The following is a 25,808-nucleotide window of genomic DNA, read 5'->3' on the forward strand; positions in this document are numbered from 1 at the left end:
CAAAATAACAAATGTGCAATACAAATTAATTAGGCAATTCGACTATTTCAATCCAATACTTTCCTAAATTTTTCATAAGGTCGACCAAGCCATCAAAGTCTACCGGCTTGGTGATGTATGACGCGGCACCCGAGTCATAACCTCTAAGCTTGTCTTCTTCTTCTTTTGAAGTTGTCAATATCACCACTGGAATAGAGCGCAATTTGGGGTCTTTTTTGATCTCTTGTAATGCCTCTCGACCATCCATTCTGGGCATATTTAAGTCCAATAAAATAAGATTTGGTCTTGGGTACTTCACCTTGTCGGTAAAATCACCTTCATTTCTTAAATACTCTAAAAGCTCAACGCCATCTCTCACAAACTGAAAAGCATTTAACACTCGGCTTTCTTCTAAGGCGTCTTGAGCAAGTAGGCGATCATCTTCGTCATCATCTGCCATCAAAATATGAATTGGTTGCGATTTCTTATAGTTCATTTCTTAGTTCCTGGATCATTGGTGCGGGTTCGATAGGTAAAGTAATTGTAAATTTTGCACCTTTACCATTTTCACTGTTTGCAGCTATCACACCGCCGTGTCGCTCAACGATACGCCGACATACGGTTAAACCGATACCAGTTCCGGCGTATTGCTTGCGGTTATGAAGGCGCTGAAACGGCGAGAAAATCTTCTCCGCATATTCAGCTTCGAAGCCAACCCCATTATCTTCAATAATAAAGGTAAAAGCGTCCTGCGTCGCAAGTGCACTTTGCTCGACATCAATGGTGATAATTGGGTCACGCCCTTCCACTCTAAACTTAATTGCATTTGAGAGTAAATTTAAGAAGAGCTGATGGATCTGGCTTGCATCACATTTTATTGTTGGCAATGGCGCTACATTTAATATCACATTACTCTCTGTTATCGCTATTTCGAGGTCATCCAGCACAAACTGCATCACTTTGTTTAGGTCTTGTGATTCAAATGGCTCTGCACGGGTTGTTACTCGTGATAATTCTAACAAGTCTGTAATAAGCGTTGACATGCGCTTTGCTGCGCTTGTCATTCGAGCTAAGTAGTCCTTACCTTTTTCATCAAGCTGCTCGCTGTGGTTCTTCTCGATTCTGTCACCAAAGGCACGAATTTTTCGCAGTGGCTCTTGAAGATCATGCGAAGCAACAAAGGCAAAGTCTTCCAGTTCTCGGTTACTTCGGTTCAGCTCTTCGGCATAATGCTCTAGTACATCTGTTCTTGCCTTAACTTTCTCTTCTAGTTCACTATTTGCTTTCTCAAGCTCCACTTTTGCTCTTTTAGCACTGCGTAAGTTAACAATAAGCAAAGTCAGGATAGCAAATATCATCACTGCACTGAGTAAAGTGAACACTACGATGTTAATTTGCGCTTCTTTACGTACCCGTTTGAGCTGATTGAGCTGCACTGTTCTAATATCTGCCTCAGCAGACATAATGTCTGTGTACGCTTCTCGCAATGCGCCACCCGACTCTATGGTGCGCCCAAGTAAGCGAGACTCATTCACTTCCGCTGCACTGCGCGCGACCAATATTGTGCTTCGCAATGCGGTAAAGCGCTCTTTCACTCCATTTACGTACTGATTAATTTTTTGTTGTTGCACTTCACTTTCGGAGCGGCTTTGAGCGACCTTAAGTAGGCTGCTATCTAAATCAGATAGCGCACGCTTAAACGGCATTAAATCGCTTTCTTGATTTGAGATTAAAAAAGCGCGCTGACCCGCTTCAGCATTCAACATCGCGATATGTAGCCGGTCCAACGACATCATCACTTCACTGGTATTGCGAATACTCTCTTGGACGAGGTTTAGCTCTTTTACATTGTTAAACCCTATCATCGCATTAGATGCAACGACGCCTACACTTGCTAAAACAGCGACCCAAATGAACCCTATTCTGTTACTTAAATTCATCAAGCGGCCTGACTTGTCAGTTTTGTTCACTCATCACTTCCTTGCTCCACCAGCATCTGCAATAATTCACTACACTCTTTTGTCGCTTTGATAATGGTGTTAGCTATATCAATTATCTGTTGCTCCGAGTTAGGCTGAGTAACTATCAACTTAACCAACTCCGCATTCATAGAGATCTGATTCAAAGGTTTGCGCGCATCATGTACTACTGTGGCAAGTTCGCTTCGATCAAGTGGTTTCATTATTCCTCCTGCTCATTTACGCTTGTGCTTCTCCCTCGTAGGCATTCAAGCGGTTATATAGTGTTTTGGTACTGATCCCTAACATTCTGGCGGCTAATGTTTTATTGCCATCAACCGACTCTAGGGTCTGGTAAATAAGCGCCCTTTCAACTTCTTCAATTGTTTTACCTGGTTTCACCTCTGGTGTAGGCATCGCTGCACTGTGCACTCGGCTAGAGCTGCCGACTTGTGGTGGCACCGAAGTTTGATTAGCTTGGGCATGCTCAACCATGCGTTTAGCTTGCGCAAACGGTGAGGCAAAATTGGCATCAAAAACGAGATAGTGCTCGTCCAAATCAGCCATAATATAGGCTCGATGGATTGTATGCTTTAGCTCCCTTACGTTACCCGGCCAGTCATATTCAACCAACCTATCCATGTCGGCTGCTTTTATCACAAAGTTGCTATTCCCTTTCTTATTTAGCCCTTGAAGAAAGTGCTCTGCCAGTAGCGGTATGTCCTCTTTTCTGTCTCTTAGGGGGGGGATATGAATAGGAAATACCGCCAGTCGAAAATAAATGTCCTCACGAAGCACATCATTAGTAGCGATATCTTCAACACTTCGGTTGGTTGCCGATATAACTCTACACTGCACATCAATTGGTTTGGTCCCACCTACACGCGTCACGGTTTGCGTCTCTAATACCCGTAATAAGTTGGGTTGCTGCTCTATCGGCATTTCTGTCAATTCATCGAGAAATAACGTGCCGTGTAATGCCTGTTCAAATACCCCAACCTTTTGCGCATTTGCCCCCGTGAAGGCGCCCTTTTCATGACCAAACAGTTCACTACCGATAAGATCTTTGGGAATTGCTCCACAATTCACATTGACTAGTTCACCGTCAACTTCACTCGCATTGTGAATTGCTCTGGCGAACATTTCTTTACCGACACCGCTTTCCCCCATTAACATGACGTTGGCATCTGTACGCGCTACTCGCTCAATCATTTTATAAAGATGCTGCATTGTTGCTGATTCACCCAACAACACACCAAAATGTGCTTGGCTTTCACTGCGTTTTACTTTTTGCTTCACCGGACTCAGCGCATTTCTAAAGTCGTCTGCATCGACTGGTTTTGTTAGGTAATGCAGACCATCATGACACAGTTGTGACAACGCAGTTTTAACAGATGGGTGCCCAGTAACCATAGTGATTGGTGTGTTTATGCCAGCGGCTCTCACCTCATCTACTAGGTGTAAACCACTACCGTCTGGTAGCATAAAATCTAAGAAAATATGATCAAAGTGCTGGCTTTCAAGCCATTGCCTAGCTGCGGCAAGGTCACTGGCGACACAGGCTTGATGGCCAAGGTACTCTACTATCCGACATGCCAAATCGGCAAAGTCATGGTCATCATCAACTAATAATACGGTTTTCAATTGAGTCCCTCTCTCTACTGCTCAAATGCTGATCCCACAAAGCCTCGTTAATCACGCCACATCTGACGGCTCAAGTAACTATTTTGAATTACCGTAACAATACCTTATTTTATACTTTTCATCATGCTAGTTAGAATTACACGTTTTTTACTGCTTAAGGTACCGTTACGTCTAGTGCATGCTTGTGGATCTTAATTTCAATGTCTTTTGCACTTAATATTTCGCCATCGAGCGCATAATGCTGCTCCGTCGCAAATGCGATATTTATTTTTTCACACTGAGCTGTGCGTATATTAGATGATGCGTCATCTAATTTTGGAAGAATGAGCTCAGCGACAGTTAAATTCTGAGCGCCTGAGGGCTCAGCAGGTAAAATGGTAACATCTAACAGACCATCATCGTAAATAGGCTCGCCATGACCCTGAGCGAGTATTGTCGTTTTTGGCGCGGCATTAGCAACGACTAGACTAACACACTTCATCGCAAAGTGCTCACCACCATCAAAACTCACTTGACATTCAAAGGGTTTATTTTCGCTGACGGCTTGCCACAAACCACGAATGTACGCCAGTTGACCCGAGTGATTCTTTTCCTCGCGGCTTGCTCTTTCGATCATTTCCTGACCAAAACCAACTGCAGCAACTAATAGGGCGGCTCTGCCATTACAGTGCATGATATCAATCGCTTTGGTTTTCCCCGCTAAAATGGCTTCACACGATTGATTAACAGGGTCAAGCTTTGACATCGGACCAAGTAACACGGTTGCCAAAGAATTTGCGGTGCCAAGTGGTAGAATGCCAAACAAGGTATCTTGTTGATATATACCATGAGCGACACTGGCTAATGTTCCATCTCCGCCGCCTGCAATAACAATGTGGGGCTGAACCTGTGACACCAAATCTTGGGCAAGCACTGAAACATCAGTGTCTTTTTCTGTAAGACTAATCGACAGGCGATATTTTTCAGTCAGCATGCCAACTATCTCATTTTCGTATTCAGACCATTTTCCTGAGCCCGATACAGGGTTAACAATTAACACTGCACTTAACTCATGAGAGAAGTTTTTGCTTTGATGGAGCTTTGTCAGCCCTCTTAGTTGCTGCTTGTTTAATCGCGCAGTTTCCCGTTGGTTTTGAATTTTTTCTRAAGCTTCACGAACACTATATTGTGGGTTGGTCAACAACAAATATGCCGTACAAAAAAACACTGAGCGGCCACGACCAAGCGCACAATGCACCACAACTTTACGATTGAGTTTATGTTGCGCCTCTATCCATGCCATTGCGTGAGCTAATTGCTCTGGTGTTGGTACTTGATGATCGAGCACGGGGATATTTAAGTAGTGTAACCCTTGTTGCTCTGCCGACCAGTTTAAGCCGTCGAATTCGGCTGTTACATCTAAAATTGCTTCTATACCCTCCGCTTTGAGCATATCCACATCACTTGGGAAAAGTCGACAAGCAACAAAAAGATCTTCTGTTAGCGGTTGAAATGTATCTACAACATCCCTGCCGCGCTCTATTGCATTATACAAGTGCACAAAACCAAGATAAGGCCAGAAAAGCCAAGTGACATACCATGGAATAGTTCCTGTTCCATGCTTTCTAAATATATGTGGATAGTTCGTCGCATAAGCAAAAGTGACTAACGACACTGACACAGTAAACCAAGCTAATGGTAGCATTAGCCATGATCCCAAACTGTATATTGTCAGCGCAGCCAGTACGCAGCTAGCTAACAAATAGTACTTGAGCATTTTCATTGCCTTTCCTTAATTATTTTTTATAGCGCTCAGCTTATTCTGCTCACGCTTCAGGGTTCTATAATACACTCTCGTAATTAAACCTTAGTATATATATTCATATATTAATCCACGCTGATAAAAAGTTTTTTCTATTACAATCATAGTCATAAAAGCAAATCCACACGTTATCCTTGCTCAACCCCTTACACCTAATAATACTTTCAGCACGACTTATGCAAAATTGTGTACATAACTATTCAGCAGACGTTAATTCATAAAAATTTCTAATGCGATAATTATAAAATTTATCAGTTGAATGAAGCATTATTGATCACCATAATGGCGATCCTTTAGACATATTTGGAGAACCAAACAGACAATGGCAAACGAGCTCGACTGGCTACTTAACTTAGTATTACTGACTTTAGGTTTTGGTGCCTTTTTTATTAACCATAAAATGCTACTAAGAGTAGCTGCTGTGTGCGCATGTGGCGTACTTTTTATCTCGTTTAGCCTTGATCTGATGAACACTAGTGTGATTTCTAACCTTAGCCTGATTCTGATAAATACATTTTATCTTTTTAAAGTCTATACTTTCGGTCAACTAGAAGTTCACTAGTTCCTAGCGACTAGTTCCCAGCGACTAGTTCCCAGCGACTAGTTCCATAATTTAATTTGGTGCGCTAAAATCATGGCTATCATTGCTTGTTAATGGAGAAGCAGTATGGCCATGACTGATGAAGAGCTATTTTTGGCATCCATGGGCGACGTAACTCCGCTCGCCCAAGATAAAAAAGCACAATTGCGCCGTATCAAAAACGAACCTACCATTTCACAACTCGCAAAACGAAAGGCAGCAGAGCAAGAACTTGAGTTCGATCCCAACTACCTCTCTACAGAATATGTTGATCTTCTCGATCCTCATGACCTGCTCGCATTCAAAAAAAGTGGGGTGCAGGATGGGGTTTATAAAAATCTTAGATTAGGTAAGTACCAAATTGATGCGACTTTAGATCTACATGGCAAGCCATTTCATGAGGCTCGCCAAGCTTTATTTAATTTCGTTACTGACTGTCATACGAAAAGCATTCGAGTGTTATTGATAAGACACGGGATCGGTTTAAACAGTAAGCCATTTCCAGCCGTGTTAAAGAGCTACACCAACAAATGGCTGCAAGAAATTCCACAAGTGCTGGCCTTTCATTCCGCTTTAAAATGTCACGGCGGCAGTGGTTCTACTTATGTACTACTCAGAAAGAGCGAAGAAAAGAAACAAGAAAACAGAGAGCGTCACGCCAAGCGCTAAAGCCCAAATAGCCGAAGAGCTTCGGCTATTTGCCTCTGAGACAGATGCTGTTCCTCATCTCTGTCATTTTCCCAAGGTAACAGTCTCTCTTTGAAGCTCACTGGCACCTGCTTGATTAAACCACGCAGATACCCCTAACAAAATAACCGAAACGACGACTATTGATAGTTTCGCGCCACCTTGACTTTGCTTCATGGACTAGACCTTTTTATTATTGTTTTTTTGTTAAATTAATGCATCATTCATAAACTCTCAAGATGTTTTTTTATACAGTGTTATCCGTGTCTTCAGCTCTCTAGTAGCCCTTTTTCTTTTGCACTATGTGCATTAACTCCCTACCCTCTGTCATCGCAAGATAGTTATTTGCAATTTGCAGTGCAGCTGTAGATAAACTTGTTAATGCAGCAACGTGAGGAGTCACGGTAATGTTAGGGTGTGACCAAAAAGCATGCCCTGTTGGCAAAGGCTCTGTTTCAAATACGTCTAAAACAGCTCCACCAAAAGTCTCTTGAGTGATAGCTGTAAGTAAATCCGCCTCATTTAAGTGCAGGCCTCGAGCAACGTTTATTAGTACGCAATGAGCTGGAGTGGCAGCAAAAACTTTGGCATTGAGGATACCTTTTGTTTGTTCCGTAAGTGGCAATAAACAGACGAGATAATCTAAGTCCTGTAAAAATGCACCTAGCTCAGCGTCACCGCAAAAGTGTGTTATCCCTTCAAGACTTTTCACCGAGTTCGACCACCCCTTTACGGTAAATCGATTAGCATTCAGTTTATCAGCCACAGCTAAGCCAAGCTGACCCATTCCCATAATACCTACCGTTCTGCCTGACTTGGCTCTACGGGGCTTCCACGCTTGTTGAGCCTGTTGCTTAAGATACATATTGATACCGAGCTTGTGACTCAAAATGTGACCAAGCACATATTCGCCCATATCATCAGCTAGGTTTGGATCAACAATACGTGCAACCTCTACGTGCGGTGGTAATAGTTGTACCGGAATACTATCAATGCCTGCACCATAGGAATGCACCACTTTTAGATTAGGCAGCTGCGACCATAATGCCTCAGGCGCATTCCATGCCAACACAAACTCAACCTTCGCTAGTAAGCTTGCATCATCAACAGGCCACTGGAGTATCGTTTGTTTTGGCAAAAGCTCGCTCAGTTTAGCGATTAATTTGTCATTGTTGCGTCCAGTAACACAGATAAGTAAAGCCATATGATTCCTTTTTGTTATTACACACTATCACTGCAAAGTAAATGACATACCAATGCAACATGCTTGTCATTAATAGTTTTTACTCTTGCAAAAAAGCGCCAACAGGTGATGAAAAATGATCAGTGTAGATAAAGTCATTGAAGCAAATCTTCCGCAACTTGAAAACTCCCCTAAAGTAAAAGGTTTAGTAAAAAAAGGACTTGGTTATTTATTACATGAACAAGAATTTGTCGCTTTTGCCGACACATACCCTCACCTTGAGGGTCTCGAGTTCGTTGAACAAGTCCTCGATGAATTAGATTTCGATGCTCGCTTTAAACCAAAACAAATTGAGCACATTCCCAGCGAAGGCGCTGTCGTAATAGTTGCAAATCATCCGATTGGCTCTTTGGATGCCCTTGCCCTAATAAAAGTACTTGCACAGATACGGCCAGATCTTAAAGTAGTTGCAAATCGCATGCTGATGTCGGTTACACCAATGCACCCTTTGCTATTGCCCGTGGATAACCTATCTGGTGCCAGTAAAAAGCAAGAGCTTGCAAATATCCAAAATCACCTAAAGTCTGAAGGAGCACTACTTATTTTCCCTGCAGGGGAAGTTTCTCGTTTGAGTCCAACAGGCATTAAAGACTGTAAGTGGAACTCAGGCTTTCTGCGCATGGCTAAAAAAGCCAATTGTCCCATTTTACCTATTTTTATTAAAGCTAAAAACAGCCCGCTGTTTTACGGCACAAGCATGATTTATAAGCCTTTAGCCAGCTTGCTACTGGTAAAAGAGATGTTTAAACAAAGGCAAAAGTCATTAGAATTTGAAATAGGTGCAAGCATCCCCCCTGAGTCTTACCTAATTGACAATCTCAAAGACAAAGAAATTGTCGCACTGATCCGTAAGCAGCTTTATCGGCTAGCGAGTAAAAAGCCCCTTCCACTCAAAACTCAAACACCGATTGCGATGCCAGAAAATCGTAAAGAGCTTAAAAAGGCGGTGGAAGCCTGTGAATGTATAGGAGAAACCCCCGACGGGATGCAAATATATGTCTATCGCTATACTGGTAGCTCAGTGGTATTTAGGGAACTTGGGCGCTTAAGAGAAATCGCGTTCAGAGCAGTAGGAGAAGGGAGTGGAAATCGTCGTGATATCGATAAATACGATATGCACTACCACCACTTGTTGTTATGGGATACAAAACAACTCGAACTCGTTGGTGCTTATCGCCTTGCCAGCGCTAAACACGTTATAGAAGAGCATGGTCAAGCAGGACTTTATACAGACAGTCTATTCTCATACAGCGAAGCCATGACTCCTTATTTTGAAAAAGGGCTAGAGCTTGGTCGCAGTTTTGTACAGCCAAAATATTGGGGACGAAAGAGCTTAGATTATCTTTGGTATGGCATTGGTGCATTTGTTAAGCGTTACCCTGAGCACCGCTACATGTTCGGTGCGGTAAGCTTATCAAATGCGTTACCTGATGAAGCCAAAGCGATGCTGGTATATCACTACCAACATTACTTCTGCAATTTAGAGGGCATCGCCACGCCTAACAATGAGATGAAACTAACTAGCGATCAACTTACACGCTATCAGCAAATATTTTGTGGCAGTGATATTAAAGAGGACTTTGCTGAGCTCAAACATATTCTCGCGAATATGGGCGCGCAAGTACCGACCTTATTTAAACAGTATACTGAGCTGTGCGAAGCGCAAGGGGTCAACTTTCTGAGCTTTAGTATAGATCCCGACTTTAATAACTGTATCGATGGTCTGGTACTCGTTGACTTAGCTAAATTGAAAGACCAAAAAGCAAAACGCTATCTGGGTGATAACCCTTACGGTTAACCCCAAAACGTTGGTCCTATGCAATAAAGGTCGCTACACTGCGGTCTTTATTGTCGTATGTTGTTATCATGGGATCATGTATATGCTCAAACTACTTGGCCAAGCTTTCGTCATTGTGCTGGTGTTTTTCGCCGTTTCAGCCTACCAAGAAAGAAACATGCTGCCCGACTCAGGAGCGCAAATGGCACCGCCATTTCATCTTCCCATGTTGCAGTCCAAGCAAACTTACTCCTCTATTCAACTCAAAGGGCAACAAAGCGTCGTGTATTTTTTTGCACCTTGGTGTGGCGTATGTCGGGTGAGCATGCCGAATATTGACAAATTACATCAGCAAGGCAAAGTCAAAGCGGTGGCGATTGCACTGGATTATCGCTCGACTGAAGAAGTAACAAAGTTTGTCAGCGACCTACAATTAGAGATGCCAGTGTTACTCGGTGATCAGGCCACAGCAACAGACTATAAAGTACAGGCTTACCCTACGTATTATGTACTTGATGAAAATTTTATGATCACCGAGCGCTCGGTTGGCTACTCTTCTGAGATAGGGATCCGAGCGAGATTGTAAGAAACGTCGGCAAACCTCTTACAGTTAATTACAACTCTCTGAAGCTAATCAACATTTATTTCATTTAGGCTAACGCACATCTTAACAAAGGATGAATAGGAAGCCTACCATGCGCCACGCTCCACACTTTACGCTCAGCAAAATTTCACTCCTGGTGCTCTGCACTACCCTCGCAAATAGCGCAATAGCACAGGAAAATAAAATTGAACACATTGAAGTTATCTACAAACGCAGCTCCGTTATTTCAGAAATTACCGAAGATGCACAAAAACTTGTAGATATGCCAGGAGCCATGGGCGACCCTCTCAGGGCAGCATTTGCCTTACCTGGTGTGGTTGCTGCAGGTGGCTCTATGGGCGCACCTGCGGTGCGGGGCTCTTCACCTGATGATAATATCTTTGAAGTGGACTTTATGCCTGCTGGGTATATTTTTCATGATTTTGGCAGCTCCATTTTCAACCGCAATACAATTCAAGATTTTCAGCTAAACTCTGCTGGGTTTGGTACCAGTTACAGCAATGCCACTGGTGCCGTGTTTGACGTCACGCTGCGTAATCCAAAATACCAAGATATTGCCACCACACTAGATTTAACCATGTTTAACGCTGGTATCTTCGTTGAGGGTAAAGCAACGGAAAATTCAGCATTCTATGTCTCAGCCAGAAAAAGTACCCTACCGCTTTTTTTCAATGATGGCGAAGAGCTGGAGGACGATGATGGCAAACCGACGGGAATAACCATTAACGATCCACCTGATGACCACGATTATCAAGCGAAGTGGCTGTGGGATATTAACGCAAATAATTCGGTCACGATAAATATCAATGGTGCAGAGGACTCAGTAGCCGCTGGATTTTCAGGTGCATCGCACCTTGCACTTAAAACCCCAGAGTATCAAGGTGACGCTCGCTACACTCGTAAATTCAACAGCCAGAACATACTGTGGGATCATTACGCTAAAGATCTACACATTCGTACTGGGGTGGGGTATTTGAATCATAAAGCCATAATGCGATATGGGCAGCGTGCGACGCTATCTGATGGCTACTTTGAAAATTTTGAAGAAGAGCAGCTCAGCTATAAAATTCGCGCAAATTATAAGCTTAATAAAGAGCATCGCCTAATAGCAGATGCTGGCTATTACGACAAAAAGTCCACTTACCGCTACGACGCTTTTAATTATGTTTGCACCGAGTTTGACCCCGACTGCGACCTAAATAAAGGTGAAAGAATTAAGGGCACATCGAGTGCTGGAACAGATTCTGCCTTTATTGGGCTTAATCACGTTTGGCAGTTTTCCCCAAAATGGCAAAGTGAATTAGGAATAGTAGGCGAATATTATGACTACAGTGATGAGACCATTGTCCATCCGCGCCTTGCGCTCAATTACTTCTATAACGATGACACAGTGATCTCAGCCAAGGCAGGCACCTACAGCCGCATTCAAGACCTTGAATATATTTTACCTGTGGTTGGTAACCCAGACCTTGAAGCCCAACGTTCAACGCACTATACCTTAGGCTTCAAGCAGGAACTTAAAGATGAATGGTCATACTCTATTGAGACCTATTATAAGACCATGGATGATCTGCCTAAAAGTGCTCCTTTATCTCAAGTAAACTACATCAATGGGACTTCCGGTACAGCCTACGGTGTTGATTTTATTGTTAACAAAAACAAAACCGATGACTGGTATGGTTGGGTTGCTGTCAGTCTCGCAAAAAGTGAGCGTGAGGATGAGTTAACCGGCATTAAGCGTGACTACTATGCCGATACCCCTTTTATTCTTAATGCCGTGCTTCACTATGACTTTGGCGAAAAGTGGTCTGGAGGCTTTAACTTTACCGCACGCAGCGGTCAAGCCTACACCCCGATTGTGGGAGTAAAAGAGAACCCTGAATTTGCGAACCGCTATTTGCCCGTGTATGGCGACCCATTTTCAGAGCGCTTTGACACTTATCACCGCCTAGATATTCGCTTTGAGCGTAAGACGACATTATTTGGCCTTGATGGCAAACTCATCTTAGAGCTAATGAACGCATACGGACAAGACAACACCGCCTATGTCGACCTTGATTATGACAAAGTTAACTCAGTCAACGACTTAGTAATCGAAGAGGAAAATGATGACTTTGAAATGCGCCCCTCTATCGGCTTTAGTGTAACATTTTAACTTGCCACAGGCGCACAAGCCCTGCATGATCGCTTTTATTTTTACAATGAGAGTCTTTTCATGCCTAAAGCGTGCGCCTATCACATCCTAGTCAAAACCGAAAAAGAGTGTTTAGCGATTAAAGCCAAACTTGCCAAAGGTGCTGACTTTGGCAAGTTGGCTAAACAACATTCCCTCTGCCCTTCAAAAAAGCGTGGTGGTGACCTAGGCGAGTTCAATAAAGGAGAGATGGTAAAGGCCTTTGACGATGTGGTCTTCAAAAAGCCGTTATTTGAAGTACATGGTCCGGTAAAAACTAAATTTGGTTTTCACCTCATTAAAACGGTTTATAGAAGCTAATCGATTTTTTAGATTAGCACTATCACTTTAATACAATTTACCTTCAGGATGCTTCCTCTATACTGTAGTCATTCAATTAGAGGAGAAAGAATATGTTTACTGTTATTTTTGGTCGTGAAGGTTGCCCTTTTTGCGTTCGAGCTAAAGAAGTTGCAGAACGATTAACAAAAGAACGCGATGATTTTAACTTCCGTTATGTCGACATTATTAAAGAAGGCGTGAGCAAAGCCGACTTAGAGAAGTCAGCTGGTAAACCTTGCCCCACTGTACCTCAAATATTTATCGATCAAGATCATATCGGTGGCTTTACCGAGTTTGAAGCATACGCAAAAGCCAATTTAGGCCTTTATCAATAAACTTTGCAAACTTGATTAGGTTAAATTTTAACCAATATCAGTCACATATAAAATAGTGTGATTTTATGCAAGCATTTGCTGTGGCTTTCCTGTACAATGCGCGCCTCTTTAAAATAGTTGAGGCGCATTAATGTCAGAACCAGTTACGTTTGAATCTTTAGACCTTTCTCCTGCAATCTYAAAAGCAGTCGAAGAGCAAGGATATAAAACACCTTCTGAGATCCAAGCTCAATGTATACCGTTATTGCTAGAAAGAAAAGACGTACTGGGACTAGCGCAGACGGGTACAGGTAAAACGGCAGCATTTGCACTGCCATTGTTAAACCAAATAGACGCATCCGTTAAACAACCGCAAATTCTTGTGCTTACGCCGACGCGTGAGCTGGCTATTCAAGTTGCTGAAGCATTTCAGCAATATGCTAAATATACTAAAGGCGTTGAAGTACTCGCGCTTTATGGTGGTCAAAGCTATGGCATTCAGCTAAGTGCTCTACGTCGTGGTGCCCAAATTATTGTGGCTACACCAGGCCGTTTGATTGACCACATCAACCGCAAGACCATTGACCTTTCAGGTCTTAATGCGCTTGTACTTGATGAAGCAGATGAAATGCTACGCATGGGCTTTATCGATGATGTTGAAAGCATCATGGAAAAAACACCTGAAGAAAAGCAAACTTGCTTGTTCTCTGCGACTATGCCTAAGCAGATCCAATCAATCTGTAATAAGTATTTAGACAATGCCGAACAAGTTAAGATCACTCCGCGTAACTCTACAGTATCCACGATCGAGCAAGTTTACTGGCGTGCAACTGCACACAAAAACAAAGCGATCGTACGTTTCTTAGAAGCGGAAGATTACGACGGTGCTATCGTGTTCGTACGTACACGTAATGATACTGTTCAGCTTGCAGAGTTACTAGAGCGTGAAGGTTTCTCAGCAGCACCGCTTAATGGTGACATGAACCAACAAGCACGTGAGCGCACAGTAGACCGCCTTAAGAATGGCCTACTAGATATCGTTATCGCAACTGACGTTGCAGCACGTGGCCTTGACGTAGAGCGTCTAAGCCTTGTTGTTAACTACGATATCCCACAAGACTGTGAAGCTTATGTTCACCGTATTGGTCGTACAGGCCGTGCTGGTCGCCAAGGTAAGGCAATCTTGTTCGTTAAGAACAACGAGCGCTATTTACTTAAGAACATCATGCGTCATACGCGCTCAGATATCGCACAGGTTGAATTACCAAGTGCAAAAGTGGTTGAAGAAAAGCGTATTGGTGCATTAGAGACTAAGATTTCTGCAGCGCTTGAGCACAAAGACATTGAGTTCTTCTCAAAAGTGGCTTCAGGCCTTGCTCAAAAGCTAGAGCTGAGCCAAGAAGACTTAGCAGCAGCGCTATTATGTCTTGCACAGCAACAGACACCACTAAAAGTTGAAGATATTCAAATTCAACAACGTGAGCGTAGAGAGCGCGATGATCGTCGCGGCGACCGCCGAGATAGAGACGGTAACCGTGGCGAGCGTGGTGAACGCAAATCTCGTAGCCGTGATCGCGCAGCAGGCCCTATGGACACTTACCGTATCGAAGTGGGTCGTGAGCATGGTGTTCAAGTTAAGAACATTGTTGGTGCTATTGCGAACGAAGCAGATATCTCTAGCAAGTTCATTGGTGAAATCCGTCTGTTCAACGAACACAGTACGGTACAATTACCACAAAACATGCCAGCTGACGTACTTAGCCACTTCAAGAGCGTTCATATTTGCCAACGCCCTATGAACATGACCAAGAGCACCCACCCAGCCGATCAAGGTCAGGGCAGAGGTGAAGAGTCAAGAGATCGCAAGCGCAGCTTCAAAGACCCTCGTAGTGGCGGCGGTGATAAGCGTCGCTCAGAAGGTCAAAGAAGAGACCGACGCGAAAGAAAAGAAATTAGCTTTTCTTAATCTACGCTCTTAAGAAAAACCGCTCAACTGAGCGGTTTTTTTATTTAATACCAATTTTCTTAATTAAGTGGTCTATTTTGAGGCGAGAAAACCTTGTCGATAACAAGACAAAAATTTTGCTATTTAGTCGTTCTAAATAAGAAATTTTTAACGCTGTTAGCGTCAGATTTACTCCTTCAAATTGAGCAAGTATTAAGTCAAATTGGTATAAGTGCTTTAATATCGTTGCCAGTCCCTTGGCTCAAACTGATAGTAGTCTTTCAGCAAATTGTATAGTTCTGGGTTTTCCTGTTTGAGTTCATAGGGTTTTTCAATAAATGTTTCCGTTACCACGGCGAAAAACTCCGCTTCATTTGTTGCACCGTATGAATGAATAGCATGAGGCATATTGTAGGACAGCTGCATTTTTAAGTGCTGGTACGCCTTCGATAATACCCTGCCCCAATCCTGATAGCTTACCTTTGCTGGCAATATGGGTGTTCCATTGGTTACACCTGTCTGCTGATCCAATTGATGGGCAAATTCATGAAAGACTAAGTTATGACCATCTTCAGGTAATCTATTTCCCTCAAGTACATCGTGCCAACTCAACACTAAAGTACCTCCAGGCCAAGACTCTCCTTGACGAACCGTTTGATGAAAGCTGACCAAGCCTGCACCATCTCTTGAGGTTTGCGGGGCATAATAGCTACTTGGATATAGTAAAACTTCTTTGACGTTGGGATACAGTGGCCAAGCTTGCTTGAGCACGAGTAAGCACGCATCTGCCGCGATAATTAAACACATCAGCCGTGATACTACTAACCCATCTCTACCAAGTACGCGCTTTTCTCCCAGAAACCAGACAATATGCTTTTCTAACTGCTCACGATCGGCATCTGTCATATTGCGATAGATAGGCATGTACTTTAGTAACACCTGCTTGTCAGATCTGCTCAATGCTTGGTTTTGATATTTTTTTTGCCACCTGAATTGCTGAACTTTATCCCAGTTCCAATACAAGAAAACAAATAGAATAAGGCCAGTAATAAGCGCTATTTCTATCATGGTTTTTGGCCATTTTTGAATAAGTCTTCAAAGATAAATTGGTTCCGCCACCCGATTTTTCAAGCAAATTTTGTTACTATACCGAAAAATGTAAATAGCCAATAAGTAGTTATGTCCTTACCCATCGAGTCCGTTCAACCTCAATTTACTAAAACCTTAAGGGAACAAAATACTGTTGTTGTCTGCGCCACAACAGGCTCTGGCAAATCAACTCAACTGCCATTGTGGGCAACAGAGCATGGTAAGGTTTTAGTTATTGAGCCAAGGCGGATCGCCTGTACTTCTCTAGCTGAATATGTCTCGACTCAAAGTGAGTCTAAGCTTGGTGAAAAGGTTGGCTTTGCTATTCGCTTTGAAGGTAAGTTTTCAGAAGATTCACAGGTCATCTACGCAACTCCAGGTGTCGCATTAAGGTGGTTTTTTGATAATAAACTTGCTGACTTTACTGTCGTTATGCTGGATGAATTCCATGAAAGACGCTGGGATATGGACTTACTATTGGCCTTGTTAAAGCAAGCACAATCTCATAAATTAATTGTGACGTCTGCCACGTTAAATAGCCAAAAGCTTGCTACCTATTTAGACGCACAGGTTATTGAATCAGGCGGAGTGCTTTACCCTGTCGCCGAGTATTTTCATGCGCCAGAGCCTCGGGCGATGCCTCATAAAGAGCAGCTGGAGCAGCGCGTTTTTAGCGCATGCCAAGAGGCACTGATAAACTGCGACGGCGATATTTTAGTCTTTTTACCGGGCAAAGCCGAGATCCAAGCATGTTTATCAAAAGTGAAATCATTACCCGCTATTGCGATAGGGTTATATAGCGGCTGCAGTCCTAAGGCGCAGCAACTCGCGTTGGCAGCGCATAAGGAGCGCCGTATTATCTTGGCAACCAATGTCGCTGAAACCTCCCTTACTATTCCTAATGTCACTTGCGTAATTGACTCAGGTCTAGAGCGTCGCACACATTTACGCTTAGGCAAAACAGTATTAGGCTTAGATGCCATTGGCAAAGATTCAGCTAAGCAGCGCCTCGGCCGCGCAGGGCGTACACAAGCTGGTATGTGTATTAGGCTATATGGCCAGCACGCACCACTCATTGATGCGACTCCCCCAGAAATCCAACGGGGATCTTTGACAGAGCTGGTATTGGCCTCAGGCTGCGCTACTGAGGGTGTCTCATCTTTGCACTTTATCGACCCATTACCTGAACGTTCAGTTGAAGTTGCTACACAGCAGCTCAGAAAATTCGAAGCGATAGACGCGCGTGGTATTGCAACGGAGCTTGGCAAGCAGCTCTACCCACTACCCATCGACTTTGAATTTGGCTATGTCATTAGCAAGTTAAGCAGCAATGCACTGCGTCAAGCCGCAATCGACTTATTCTCGGTATTATCGGTTCCGGCTCGTGTTTATCAACTCCCAAATGATGCCGAGCGCCAAACAAGATTAAATACCCTTTTTCCTTATGGCTCTGACATAGAAGTCGCTATCTCAGTTGTAAGAGGCGGAGCTGAAGATTTAGTCGATATTACACCTGATGCGCTTCAAGAAGCCCAACAATTTAGTGCTCACTTGCGCGACCACTTTTCCTTGCCATCATTAGATAAGGCTGCAAGTTTCAACCATGATAACTTGCTTCTTGAGTTGGCGAGCTTAATGCCTAACTGGGTATATATTAATAAAAATAATCGCCGCCATGGTTTTAATAATGGACAAAGTGAGGTTGTTCTCTCAAACCATACTCGTGTCTGTGAAAATGCAGAAGCAGTACTGGTGCTAGACACATTCTCATTGGCAGGAAAAGGCACTAAACAAGCAAAAACGCTTGCAATGTATAATGCTGCGTTGACGAAAAAGCAGCTCCTTAAAATAGGTATTGGCAACGAAGTTCTGCACGCAGCCTATGTAGATGATGATGTACTTTGGGGCGAATTTATTACCTTTTACGGCGAAGAAGTCTTAGGTCAAACAACAAAGCCTTTGAATACACCTCAGGACACGATTTCGGCGTTGGTGATGCTTATCCTAAATAACGCACTTTTTACAGGATTAGCCAATCAAATAGAATTGAAAATCAACTACACTCAATTATTTTATCAATACCATAGCCGTGATATATCACTTCCCACCGTTGAGGGGTTTCTGCACCAAAAATTAAATATACTGGGTATCGAAAGTTATGAAGATATTGCTCTCATTGACGAGCAAGATTTACAGTTCGATGAGGTTGAGTCGTGGGAGTTAGACCCATTTATAGACAGATTTCCGTTATTCTGGTCCATTCCAGAGCTGAGCATGTCGGTCAACTATAACTTTAAGGGAAAAAGGATAGAGCTAACATATATTCGTGGCGCAAGAAAAGATGCACCTAAAAAGTGGGAGTTGCCAGCTTGGAGTGGCTTTAAAATCCGTTATAGAAGAGCCAGCAAGGTCGTTGATGTTATTTAGCTTTTCCAACTAAATACTTAGACAAGGAATAGGATTACTTAGCGCTTATTCCAGTTTTCTCAAAGTAATATGCTTCTTGAGGCATAAAAAAAGCCGCTGTTAAAGCGGCTTTTTAATACTATAACACGTAATTATAGCTTGATGTTTACACCAAATGTTGCGCGACGACCAATTGGATCGTACCAGTTAGTGTCTTCAAACGCTAATGGGTGTCTAGGTGGTGTTCTGTCGAACATGTTCTGGATACCAAAACGTAAGTCTACATTCTCAAGCACACGGTAGTTCATTGAAAGATCGAATGTTGTGTACGATGGAATATCGTTGTAATCGTGCTGTTCGATGTTCCAACCATTACGGTCATTTACTGCACTGTGACGGTAGTTAGTGACTAATACCGCTCTGAAATCACCGTATTCGTAGCTTGTATTCAAGCGAGCACGCCATCTCATGTGATCTTGCTCACCAGTATTCACAAGTAGATCGATAGGGTTTCCAGTTTGATTGATTTCGTAGTTTTCAACATACGTTGCAGTTAGCTTAACGCCAAATTCACCGATGCTAGTTTCAAAATCATAAACAGACTCGATATCGACACCACTCTTCTTCTCTTCAGCTGCGTTTAGTGAAGTTTGGAAGAAGTCTACAACTTCAAAGTTGTCACCACGAGTGATAAAGCCACAGAATGGATTATCTAAACTATCAGCACGGTAACAGTTTTCAGCTAGCTCACGATAGTTATAGTTTTCGATAGCATTTTCAATCTCGAAGCTCCAGTAATCAACTGTGATATCAAAGCCTTCGATTGCCGCTGGCGTGTACACAAAACCAAACACAACATCGCTTGATACTTCGTTTTGTAGTGTGTTGTTACCACCAAGCTTACCTTCGATACTACCACCATCAGTCCATTCTTGAGATGGTCTCCACCCCTCTGGAATACCCGCCGCTGCACAGTTCTTGATTACATTTGCGCGATATTTTTCATCTGTATTCTGGATTGTATCAGCTGCACATTGGTCAAAGCGAGTCCCGTAGAACTGTGTGCCTGCCGCAGAGTATAGCTCTTCGATGTTAGGAGCTCGAACAGATTCAGCCATTGTTGCACGGAAACGAATGTCATCGTTCAGCTGGTAAGTTAGACCTACTTTATACGCTGAATCACCACCTGTTGATGAGTAATCCATGTAACGATACGCAAGCTCTAAGTTAAGCTCTTGCGCCCATTCGTGATCAACAACTAGTGGTAAAATAATCTCTGTTGAGTATTCTTTTACATTTAGCGAGCCAGAATACGCAAGACCAGAGTTACCAAAGATAAGGCCCTTACGGATACCTGTTCCTGGTTCTTCGTATGCTGAGTCTCTGCGCCATTCAAAACTAAATGCACTACCTACAGGACCTGCTGGCAGCTCAAATAAGTCACCCGTTACTGTTGCGCCAAAGCTAGTTTGCGTACCACCATGCTGTGCGGTTGCTACCGTTGTAATGTAGTCAATCGTATCTTGTGAATGTTGACCAGGTGCACCCATTACATTAATTGGTGTACAACCTGAAATAGCACCAACTACTTCACCTTCATCATTACGATTTGCACAAACAATGTTGCCATTTAGCATTACAGCGTCAAGTGCATTCTCAAAGTTCTCTGTGATTACTTCACCAAACCATGAGGTGTCTTGCTGTAAACGACCATGCTGGAAATACGTTGAATAAGACCAGTTATCGTTAATGAAACCGTCTAGACCCACTGAAGTACGGAATGTTGAACGCTCTTGGTTATACTTACGCGGGCCAAAGTCATTTGCTAAGCGACGCATCGTAATTGACTCTACTTCGTTCTCTTCCATCAATTGGCGAAGGTCATCTTTTACAAAAGCATTGTCTTTACGTATGTTTAAGCTACGCCAGAACACTGGAGTACTCTGACCAAATGCTTCACTGAGTGAGTAAACTGTATCAAAGCTTAGCGTATGGTTTTCGTTTATTTCGTAGTTACCGGCGATGTTAAACGTATGACGCGTCAGTGGTGTACGGAAGAATTCGTCAGCACCTTCTTCGATACCATCTTTATATTCACCTGCGTAATAACGGTAAAGTGAAGACGTTGGATCGCTTGGGATATAACCATCACCATTGTCAAATGGACGCAGGTTACGGTTTTCATCGAATGTCCAGTGATCGCCACCTAAGAAGAACTCACTCGACTCATCGTAAAGTGCGTAATGTTTTTTGCCTTCATAAGGGATGCGAGCTGGGATACCATCGTCACCACCTGTGTTATTTGGGTTTGGTACTGATGATACTGGGTTATCATACCACCATGACTTGTCGCGCTTTGCCATTTGTTTTTGGTCGGCAAAGTCGTAGTTGAAAATGAAGCCGCCACCATCAAACTCTTTACCGAATACAAGTGATGCAAATGTTTGCTCACCACCGCCTTCAAATGGGCGTGTGGTCGCAGCATCAATTTCAAGACCATCGAAAGAAGTACGAGTGATGATGTTCACAACACCAGCTACAGCATCTGCACCATAAACAGCAGAAGCACCACCGGTAGATATTTCGATACGCTCGATCATCGATGTTGCAATGTTGTTTAAGTCAACGGCGTTATCACCCGCTGAACCGCCGATAAAACGGCGACCATTCACTAACACAAGTGTGCGGCTAGAACCTAGACCACGAAGATCCGTAGTATTCAGACCGTTTGCGTAGATAAAGTTATTTGAGTTTTCTGGACTCAAGCCAACTTCTGCAGATGGCATTTCTGATAGGAAGTCGTTGACGTTGCTGACACCTGCGTCTTCAAGCTCTACCCTACCGATAACAACAACTGGAGTTGGTGCTGTCGCAGCAATACGCTTGATTTTCGAACCAGTTACTTGAATGCGCTCGACTTCTTCTGTTTCTGTATTTTCTTCAGCTGATACAGCTGTGCTTGCCAATGCTGCTGTAGATGCAGCACCAAAAGCAATTGCTAAGCGAACCGCTTTGCTTACTTTATTGTTGAACATGATTGATCCCTGCTTTTATTTTTATAAATAAATTTTTATTAAACAAAGTGTTAAATAAGAACTAACCCATTCTTGTAAGCAAACATTAGAGTTCCAATTTTAGCAACAAGAAAGTACCCATTTTCGCAACTTTTGTTCAATATCCTTTATAATACTTTTATCACTAACATAGGGTCAACAAGCATTTCACAGATTTCAGTACAACTGGCAACCAAAAATCTAAGATGGCACACTAAAATCAAATGAAATCATACTTTTACACGGCTTATAAGAAAATTTAATTTAATAGAAACAAATAATTCCAAAAATCGGAACACTCGCAATATAAAGGAGATCTAAATGACACATCAGCAACACCACAATAAACTTGTCGTGCTAACTTAACTGGTACTTATAGCATACAGAGTCAGGCCAAAAGCTGACCAAGCATATCTTCTGAAGCGGAAACAGGAAGCGGTGGGAAAAGTCTTATAATCTGTTAGAGGTACTTAGTAGAAGCCTGTAAGCGCATCCAGACAACAACCTTAAATGCTCCCACTTGGTATTACGACTAAACCTTAGCAAGAGCAGAATGCGGGAGCGGTGTTATCACCAAAACTCTCTAGCTAGATAAGGAAGTAGCTCAATGTGATTTTAAAAACCAAGAGTTAGCGTATTCCTTATCTAAACCTAAGGTTACTTAGCCGTCAGTCGCTACTGAGGAGCTATTGTTTAATGCTTCTCGTGCTAAGCGCCGCGCATTTTCTTTTTCATATTCGGCTTGTTTTTTATCAATACAGCGTTTGCGTTTTAATTTGCTTCCAGTCATCGAGCTGACTTCACACTCTAATTGACTTTTTTTGCTCGCCGTTGTTACATCATTTTTAGTTCCAGATGTTGAGCTACACGCAAATAGAAATGCAGTAGTAAACAAAATTATTATTTTTTTCATCACAAGTCCTTCTTTATTTTTATCATTAACCAGAATACGCGAGATTATAAATCATTCGAGCCTATTGAATAAAACTAGCGATAATTAGCAGTAAATTCAACTCTTAAAATATGATACCGATTAGTCTTAATTTTCACTCAATTTGAAGAAGTGAATTTAATGCAAACACACGTTAAAAATTTCTTTTTAGAACAATGGAGTAAAAAAGCCCCTATCTTACCTACAGCTGGTAGATAGCGTGGTGATCACTGGATGTGGCTGCGGTACTATCGCCAAGGCTTTCTTGCCTAAAAATAGATAATGTAATTAAACGCATTGCTTTAAAAACACTTAGAGCAGTAATTATATTGTGAAACTTTAGTATTTTATAAACACAAAAAGCGGGGAAATTTCCCCGCTTTTATTAAGTTTATAAATTAAAACTTAAATGTTGCCTTTGCATAGTATTCACGGCCAGTTAAGCGATGAACACGAATAAGCAATCCGTTATCGCCTTGCGATACATACGGAGGTTGTTTATCAAATAAGTTGTTTACACCTAAAGAAAGGGTCAAAGTATCTGTTGCATGGTAGTAACCAGATAGGTCGTTATATACCATTGAACCTACGCTGCTAGATAGCTGATTCTTTGCTGGTGCTACGTCATCAACACCACTTTGATACTGCATCGTGTGTGCCAAGCCCCAGTTATCACGGTCATAAGAGACGCGGAAGTTAGCACGCCAATCATTGAATGCACCACGACCGCCATTCGCTATATCAGCACCATAGTAACCATCTAACTCTTTAACTTCTAGACCTTCGGCTTCAAGCGAAGTTTGCTCTAGTAGATGTGTACCTGCAAGTTTGAAGCGAAGGTTACCACCTAGTGCTTCCATTGCGTAGTTAAAGTCAAAGTCGATACCTTTTGAGTTGAAGAAACCTAGGTTTTGTGTTGATAAGTCAACACCAACAAGGTTGCCATCTAGGTTACGACGAGGACTAATGCCTTTAGTTCCGTATGCTTCAGGGCCTTTGATAAGGTTACAAACTGGCGAAGAGAAGTTTTCACTCTCGTAACATGTCTGAGCAATCGTTTCTAGCGTTAGGCTAGAGATTACATTACTGATCTCAATGTCATAGTAATCTACTGTCGCGCTAAAGCCTTCGATAAAGTCTGGTGACCATACAAAACCAAAAGTCTTACTTTCAGAAGTCTCTGGACCTAGGTCAGGGTTACCACCCCACCATGAACCTGACTGAGCACTTGGCTGTCCCCAGTTACCAGGAAGGCCGTCTGCGGCACAGTTAGTTTTGAATGTCGCAGAAAGGTCATTGTTTGAACCGTAGTTTTTACACGGATCACTGTATGAATCAGCTGATTGTGTAAATGGACGGAATAAGTCAGTAATTGACGGAGTGCGGAACCCTTCAGAGTAGTTAGCGCGAACCATCAACTCAGAGTTAGGACGCCATTCAAGTGCTATTTTCTTAGTCGTCTCAGCATCTTCAATTAGGTTTACTTTTGTGCGTCGAGCAGCAACGGTTAAGTCTAAACGCTCAGCAAAAGCAACATCAGCTAATAGTGGGATATTCGCTTCTACATAGTAAGCTTTGGTGTTGTATTTACCAACTGAACCGCCTGGTGCAGTACCATAGATAGCGCCTAGGCCAGATGCACCGTCAACAATCGCTTCATAAGAAGTTGTTAGATGCTCGTAACCTGCTGCCCAAGAAATTACACCTGCTGGTAATTCAAAGTCACCTGAGTCACCCGTAATATTAATTTGTAACTGAGTGTCTTCAGAAATCTTAGTATCCGTAAGAGGAACAATTACCCAATCAAGCATATCCTGAGTTAAGCTACCATCAACAAACGGGTTCCAAATGCCATCTGGCGTGCCGGCAACGGCAGCAGCACACGCTTTTGAATCATCTGAACTGTTATCAGCATTACAAAGCGCTGGATTTACCAACATATTCATGCGTTCTTTGTGTACACGGCCATCGATGAACTCATTAACACGGCGATGGTTAAAGCCGTAGCTGAAGTCCCAGTACCAGCCATTTGAGAACTCGCCTTCAAAACCGGTCGTGATCAGGTACTCATATACATCAAAGTCTGTACGACGATTTCCTGACTCAGTAAGACGACGGTTTACATAAACCTCATCGCCCGTATTGTTATTAGGATGGCTTTCAGGAACTGTCATGCCCCAGAACGTACCTACTGGCGCTAGATTTGTCGTGTTACTACGGTGAGTGAACATCGACTCAGAGAAAAACTCAATAGAAGTGAAATCTGTTTCAGCTAACTCATAACGACCGGCAGCGAAAAGGTTATAAGTTTCGCGCGGTTGATAAAGAATACTAGTATCAGAATAGTTGTAGCTATCAGAGGTAACAAACGGTCTTGGGTTACCGTTTTCGTCCATTACAAATCTGTCAGTTGTATTGCCTTTTAGCTTAAATGTGCCTGGTGAAGAAGTTGTTGAACCACCACATACAATTTTGCCATCTTCTTCTTGGCGTGGACAGCTTGAGAAGTCACGTTGACTGCCAAAAATTGCTTCACGCTTGTCATAACCCGCTGAGATGATTAGGTTGCCTTTGTCACCTTCAATACCGGTTACAAAGCTAATTGAGTCTGACTCGCCATCACCTTCAGAAGTTTCTTGGTAACGGAACTCTAGTTCAGTACCAGTATAATTTTTAGCTGTAATAAAGTTTACAACACCAGCTATCGCATCTGAACCATAGATAGTGGACGCACCATCACGAAGTACATCAACACGTGCGATTGCAGCCATAGGAATAGTACTAATGTCACCACTGAAACGACGGCCGTTTAGTAGTACCAAAGTACGGTCAGAACCAAGACCACGAAGGTTCATACTAACTGTACCATTACCGCCGTTATTTACGTTTGAACCATAACTACCACCGCTGATTACTGGTAGCTGCTGAACAAACTGCTCAAGAGTAGGTACACCTGAAGCCTTGATATCTTCCATTGAGAAAGAACTCACTGGCATTGCAGTTTCTAGGTCAGTACGCTTGATACGAGAACCGGTTACTTGAATTCGTTCTACACTTTCAACTGATGCTTCTTCTGCAGCTGCGGTTGCGCTAAATACAGCTGTTGACGCCGCTCCAAACGCTAATCCAAGGCGTACAGCCTTGCTTACTTTATTATTTAACATTGATTGCTCCCTGATTATTTTTATGTGCCATGAAAAATATATCCCTAAATAACATATAGTTAGGACTCTCGAACATAACTAACTTAGGGACAAGTCACTGCATGACGCAGCTATACTA

20 protein-coding genes are annotated in these 25,808 nt (G+C 42.7%); 9 read left to right on the plus strand and 11 right to left on the minus strand.

Going from position 1 to position 25,808, the window contains the following annotated elements; genetic code table 11:
* Positions 1-25: 25 nt before the first annotated feature.
* The 5 genes from EAG18_RS10645 to EAG18_RS10665 form a co-directional block, all read right to left on the minus strand.
* Positions 26-475 carry a response regulator gene (locus EAG18_RS10645; protein ID WP_125252359.1) on the minus strand — a complete coding sequence of 150 codons (450 nt, stop codon included), beginning with the start codon at positions 473-475 and terminating at the stop codon, positions 26-28.
* Positions 465-1,949, minus strand: a complete 1,485-nt coding sequence (locus EAG18_RS10650; protein WP_275557271.1) for an ATP-binding protein — start codon at positions 1,947-1,949, stop codon at positions 465-467. Before EAG18_RS10650 ends, EAG18_RS10645 begins: the two co-directional genes overlap by 11 nt.
* Positions 1,946-2,161: a histidine kinase gene (locus tag EAG18_RS10655; RefSeq protein ID WP_125252360.1), complete on the minus strand. Its 216-nt coding sequence runs from the start codon at positions 2,159-2,161 to the stop codon at positions 1,946-1,948. Before EAG18_RS10655 ends, EAG18_RS10650 begins: the two co-directional genes overlap by 4 nt.
* A gap of 16 nt (positions 2,162-2,177) precedes the next feature.
* Entirely contained in the window at positions 2,178-3,581 is a 1,404-nt protein-coding gene (locus tag EAG18_RS10660; RefSeq protein ID WP_125252361.1) for a sigma-54 dependent transcriptional regulator, read from the minus strand.
* A gap of 154 nt (positions 3,582-3,735) precedes the next feature.
* Positions 3,736-5,343 (minus strand): diacylglycerol kinase family protein, encoded by a 1,608-nt coding sequence (locus tag EAG18_RS10665; RefSeq protein ID WP_125252362.1) that lies wholly within the window; start codon positions 5,341-5,343, stop codon positions 3,736-3,738.
* A gap of 361 nt (positions 5,344-5,704) precedes the next feature.
* Between EAG18_RS10665 and EAG18_RS22355 the strand changes: the two genes are divergently transcribed.
* The gene (locus EAG18_RS22355; RefSeq protein ID WP_125252363.1) at positions 5,705-5,944 is read left to right on the plus strand and encodes a hypothetical protein; all 240 of its coding nucleotides are present in this window, start codon (positions 5,705-5,707) and stop codon (positions 5,942-5,944) included.
* A 105-nt stretch (positions 5,945-6,049) separates the two neighbouring features.
* Positions 6,050-6,631, plus strand: coding sequence for a DNA endonuclease SmrA (gene smrA / locus EAG18_RS10675; protein WP_125252364.1), 582 nt, complete (start codon positions 6,050-6,052; stop codon positions 6,629-6,631).
* Between the two features lie 63 nt (positions 6,632-6,694).
* Here smrA and EAG18_RS22360 read toward each other — a convergent pair whose 3' ends face one another.
* A complete protein-coding gene (locus EAG18_RS22360) occupies positions 6,695-6,826 on the minus strand; it encodes a hypothetical protein (RefSeq protein ID WP_263972618.1) in 132 nt (43 codons plus the stop codon).
* A gap of 100 nt (positions 6,827-6,926) precedes the next feature.
* Positions 6,927-7,853, minus strand: a complete 927-nt coding sequence (locus EAG18_RS10680; protein ID WP_125252365.1) for a glyoxylate/hydroxypyruvate reductase A — start codon at positions 7,851-7,853, stop codon at positions 6,927-6,929.
* 115 nt (positions 7,854-7,968) lie between these two features.
* Between EAG18_RS10680 and EAG18_RS10685 the strand changes: the two genes are divergently transcribed.
* The 6 genes from EAG18_RS10685 to EAG18_RS10710 all read left to right on the plus strand — a co-directional run bounded on the left by EAG18_RS10685 (position 7,969) and on the right by EAG18_RS10710 (position 15,068).
* On the plus strand, positions 7,969-9,690 hold the full coding sequence (locus EAG18_RS10685; protein WP_125252366.1) for a lysophospholipid acyltransferase family protein: 1,722 nt from the start codon (positions 7,969-7,971) through the stop codon (positions 9,688-9,690).
* Between the two features lie 82 nt (positions 9,691-9,772).
* Positions 9,773-10,255, plus strand: a complete 483-nt coding sequence (locus tag EAG18_RS10690) for a TlpA disulfide reductase family protein (protein ID WP_125252367.1) — start codon at positions 9,773-9,775, stop codon at positions 10,253-10,255.
* A 109-nt stretch (positions 10,256-10,364) separates the two neighbouring features.
* Positions 10,365-12,428: a TonB-dependent receptor gene (locus tag EAG18_RS10695; protein WP_125252368.1), complete on the plus strand. Its 2,064-nt coding sequence runs from the start codon at positions 10,365-10,367 to the stop codon at positions 12,426-12,428.
* Between the two features lie 60 nt (positions 12,429-12,488).
* Entirely contained in the window at positions 12,489-12,767 is a 279-nt protein-coding gene (locus EAG18_RS10700; protein WP_125252369.1) for a peptidylprolyl isomerase, read from the plus strand.
* A gap of 92 nt (positions 12,768-12,859) precedes the next feature.
* Positions 12,860-13,123 carry a GrxA family glutaredoxin gene (locus EAG18_RS10705; RefSeq protein WP_125252370.1) on the plus strand — a complete coding sequence of 88 codons (264 nt, stop codon included), beginning with the start codon at positions 12,860-12,862 and terminating at the stop codon, positions 13,121-13,123.
* A 130-nt stretch (positions 13,124-13,253) separates the two neighbouring features.
* Positions 13,254-15,068, plus strand: coding sequence for a DEAD/DEAH box helicase (locus tag EAG18_RS10710; RefSeq protein ID WP_125252371.1), 1,815 nt, complete (start codon positions 13,254-13,256; stop codon positions 15,066-15,068).
* Between the two features lie 216 nt (positions 15,069-15,284).
* On the opposite strand, the gene EAG18_RS10720 is transcribed toward EAG18_RS10710, so the two are convergent.
* Positions 15,285-16,115, minus strand: a complete 831-nt coding sequence (locus EAG18_RS10720) for a M90 family metallopeptidase (protein ID WP_125252373.1) — start codon at positions 16,113-16,115, stop codon at positions 15,285-15,287.
* Between the two features lie 111 nt (positions 16,116-16,226).
* Between EAG18_RS10720 and EAG18_RS10725 the strand changes: the two genes are divergently transcribed.
* On the plus strand, positions 16,227-18,563 hold the full coding sequence (locus tag EAG18_RS10725) for a DEAD/DEAH box helicase (protein WP_125252374.1): 2,337 nt from the start codon (positions 16,227-16,229) through the stop codon (positions 18,561-18,563).
* Positions 18,564-18,694: 131 nt separating this feature from the next.
* Here the strand turns inward: EAG18_RS10725 and EAG18_RS10730 are convergent, their stop codons facing one another.
* From EAG18_RS10730 to EAG18_RS10740, 3 genes are all read right to left on the minus strand, one after another.
* Positions 18,695-21,577 (minus strand): TonB-dependent receptor, encoded by a 2,883-nt coding sequence (locus EAG18_RS10730; RefSeq protein WP_125252375.1) that lies wholly within the window; start codon positions 21,575-21,577, stop codon positions 18,695-18,697.
* A gap of 679 nt (positions 21,578-22,256) precedes the next feature.
* Positions 22,257-22,508 carry a hypothetical protein gene (locus EAG18_RS10735; RefSeq protein WP_125252376.1) on the minus strand — a complete coding sequence of 84 codons (252 nt, stop codon included), beginning with the start codon at positions 22,506-22,508 and terminating at the stop codon, positions 22,257-22,259.
* Positions 22,509-22,924: 416 nt separating this feature from the next.
* The gene (locus EAG18_RS10740) at positions 22,925-25,690 is read right to left on the minus strand and encodes a TonB-dependent receptor (RefSeq protein WP_125252377.1); all 2,766 of its coding nucleotides are present in this window, start codon (positions 25,688-25,690) and stop codon (positions 22,925-22,927) included.
* Positions 25,691-25,808: the final 118 nt, after the last annotated feature.

Source organism: Pseudoalteromonas sp. J010, assembly GCF_003934235.1.
In the GTDB taxonomy this organism is placed as follows: Bacteria; Pseudomonadota; Gammaproteobacteria; order Enterobacterales; family Alteromonadaceae; genus Pseudoalteromonas; species Pseudoalteromonas peptidolytica.

What these genes read in the sequence shown, in the direction of transcription:
- EAG18_RS10740 (WP_125252377.1), bottom strand. Translation starts at nt 25,690, where the DNA reads ATGTTAAATAATAAAGTAAGCAAGGCTGTACGCCTTGGATTAGCGTTT.
- EAG18_RS10720 (WP_125252373.1), bottom strand. Translation starts at nt 16,115, where the DNA reads ATGATAGAAATAGCGCTTATTACTGGCCTTATTCTATTTGTTTTCTTG.
- EAG18_RS10725 (WP_125252374.1), top strand. Translation starts at nt 16,227, where the DNA reads ATGTCCTTACCCATCGAGTCCGTTCAACCTCAATTTACTAAAACCTTA.
- EAG18_RS22355 (WP_125252363.1), top strand. Translation starts at nt 5,705, where the DNA reads ATGGCAAACGAGCTCGACTGGCTACTTAACTTAGTATTACTGACTTTA.
- EAG18_RS10730 (WP_125252375.1), bottom strand. Translation starts at nt 21,577, where the DNA reads ATGTTCAACAATAAAGTAAGCAAAGCGGTTCGCTTAGCAATTGCTTTT.
- EAG18_RS22360 (WP_263972618.1), bottom strand. Translation starts at nt 6,826, where the DNA reads ATGAAGCAAAGTCAAGGTGGCGCGAAACTATCAATAGTCGTCGTTTCG.
- EAG18_RS10705 (WP_125252370.1), top strand. Translation starts at nt 12,860, where the DNA reads ATGTTTACTGTTATTTTTGGTCGTGAAGGTTGCCCTTTTTGCGTTCGA.
- EAG18_RS10680 (WP_125252365.1), bottom strand. Translation starts at nt 7,853, where the DNA reads ATGGCTTTACTTATCTGTGTTACTGGACGCAACAATGACAAATTAATC.
- EAG18_RS10685 (WP_125252366.1), top strand. Translation starts at nt 7,969, where the DNA reads ATGATCAGTGTAGATAAAGTCATTGAAGCAAATCTTCCGCAACTTGAA.
- EAG18_RS10700 (WP_125252369.1), top strand. Translation starts at nt 12,489, where the DNA reads ATGCCTAAAGCGTGCGCCTATCACATCCTAGTCAAAACCGAAAAAGAG.
- EAG18_RS10695 (WP_125252368.1), top strand. Translation starts at nt 10,365, where the DNA reads ATGCGCCACGCTCCACACTTTACGCTCAGCAAAATTTCACTCCTGGTG.
- EAG18_RS10735 (WP_125252376.1), bottom strand. Translation starts at nt 22,508, where the DNA reads ATGAAAAAAATAATAATTTTGTTTACTACTGCATTTCTATTTGCGTGT.
- EAG18_RS10645 (WP_125252359.1), bottom strand. Translation starts at nt 475, where the DNA reads ATGAACTATAAGAAATCGCAACCAATTCATATTTTGATGGCAGATGAT.
- EAG18_RS10690 (WP_125252367.1), top strand. Translation starts at nt 9,773, where the DNA reads ATGCTCAAACTACTTGGCCAAGCTTTCGTCATTGTGCTGGTGTTTTTC.
- smrA (WP_125252364.1), top strand. Translation starts at nt 6,050, where the DNA reads ATGGCCATGACTGATGAAGAGCTATTTTTGGCATCCATGGGCGACGTA.
- EAG18_RS10655 (WP_125252360.1), bottom strand. Translation starts at nt 2,161, where the DNA reads ATGAAACCACTTGATCGAAGCGAACTTGCCACAGTAGTACATGATGCG.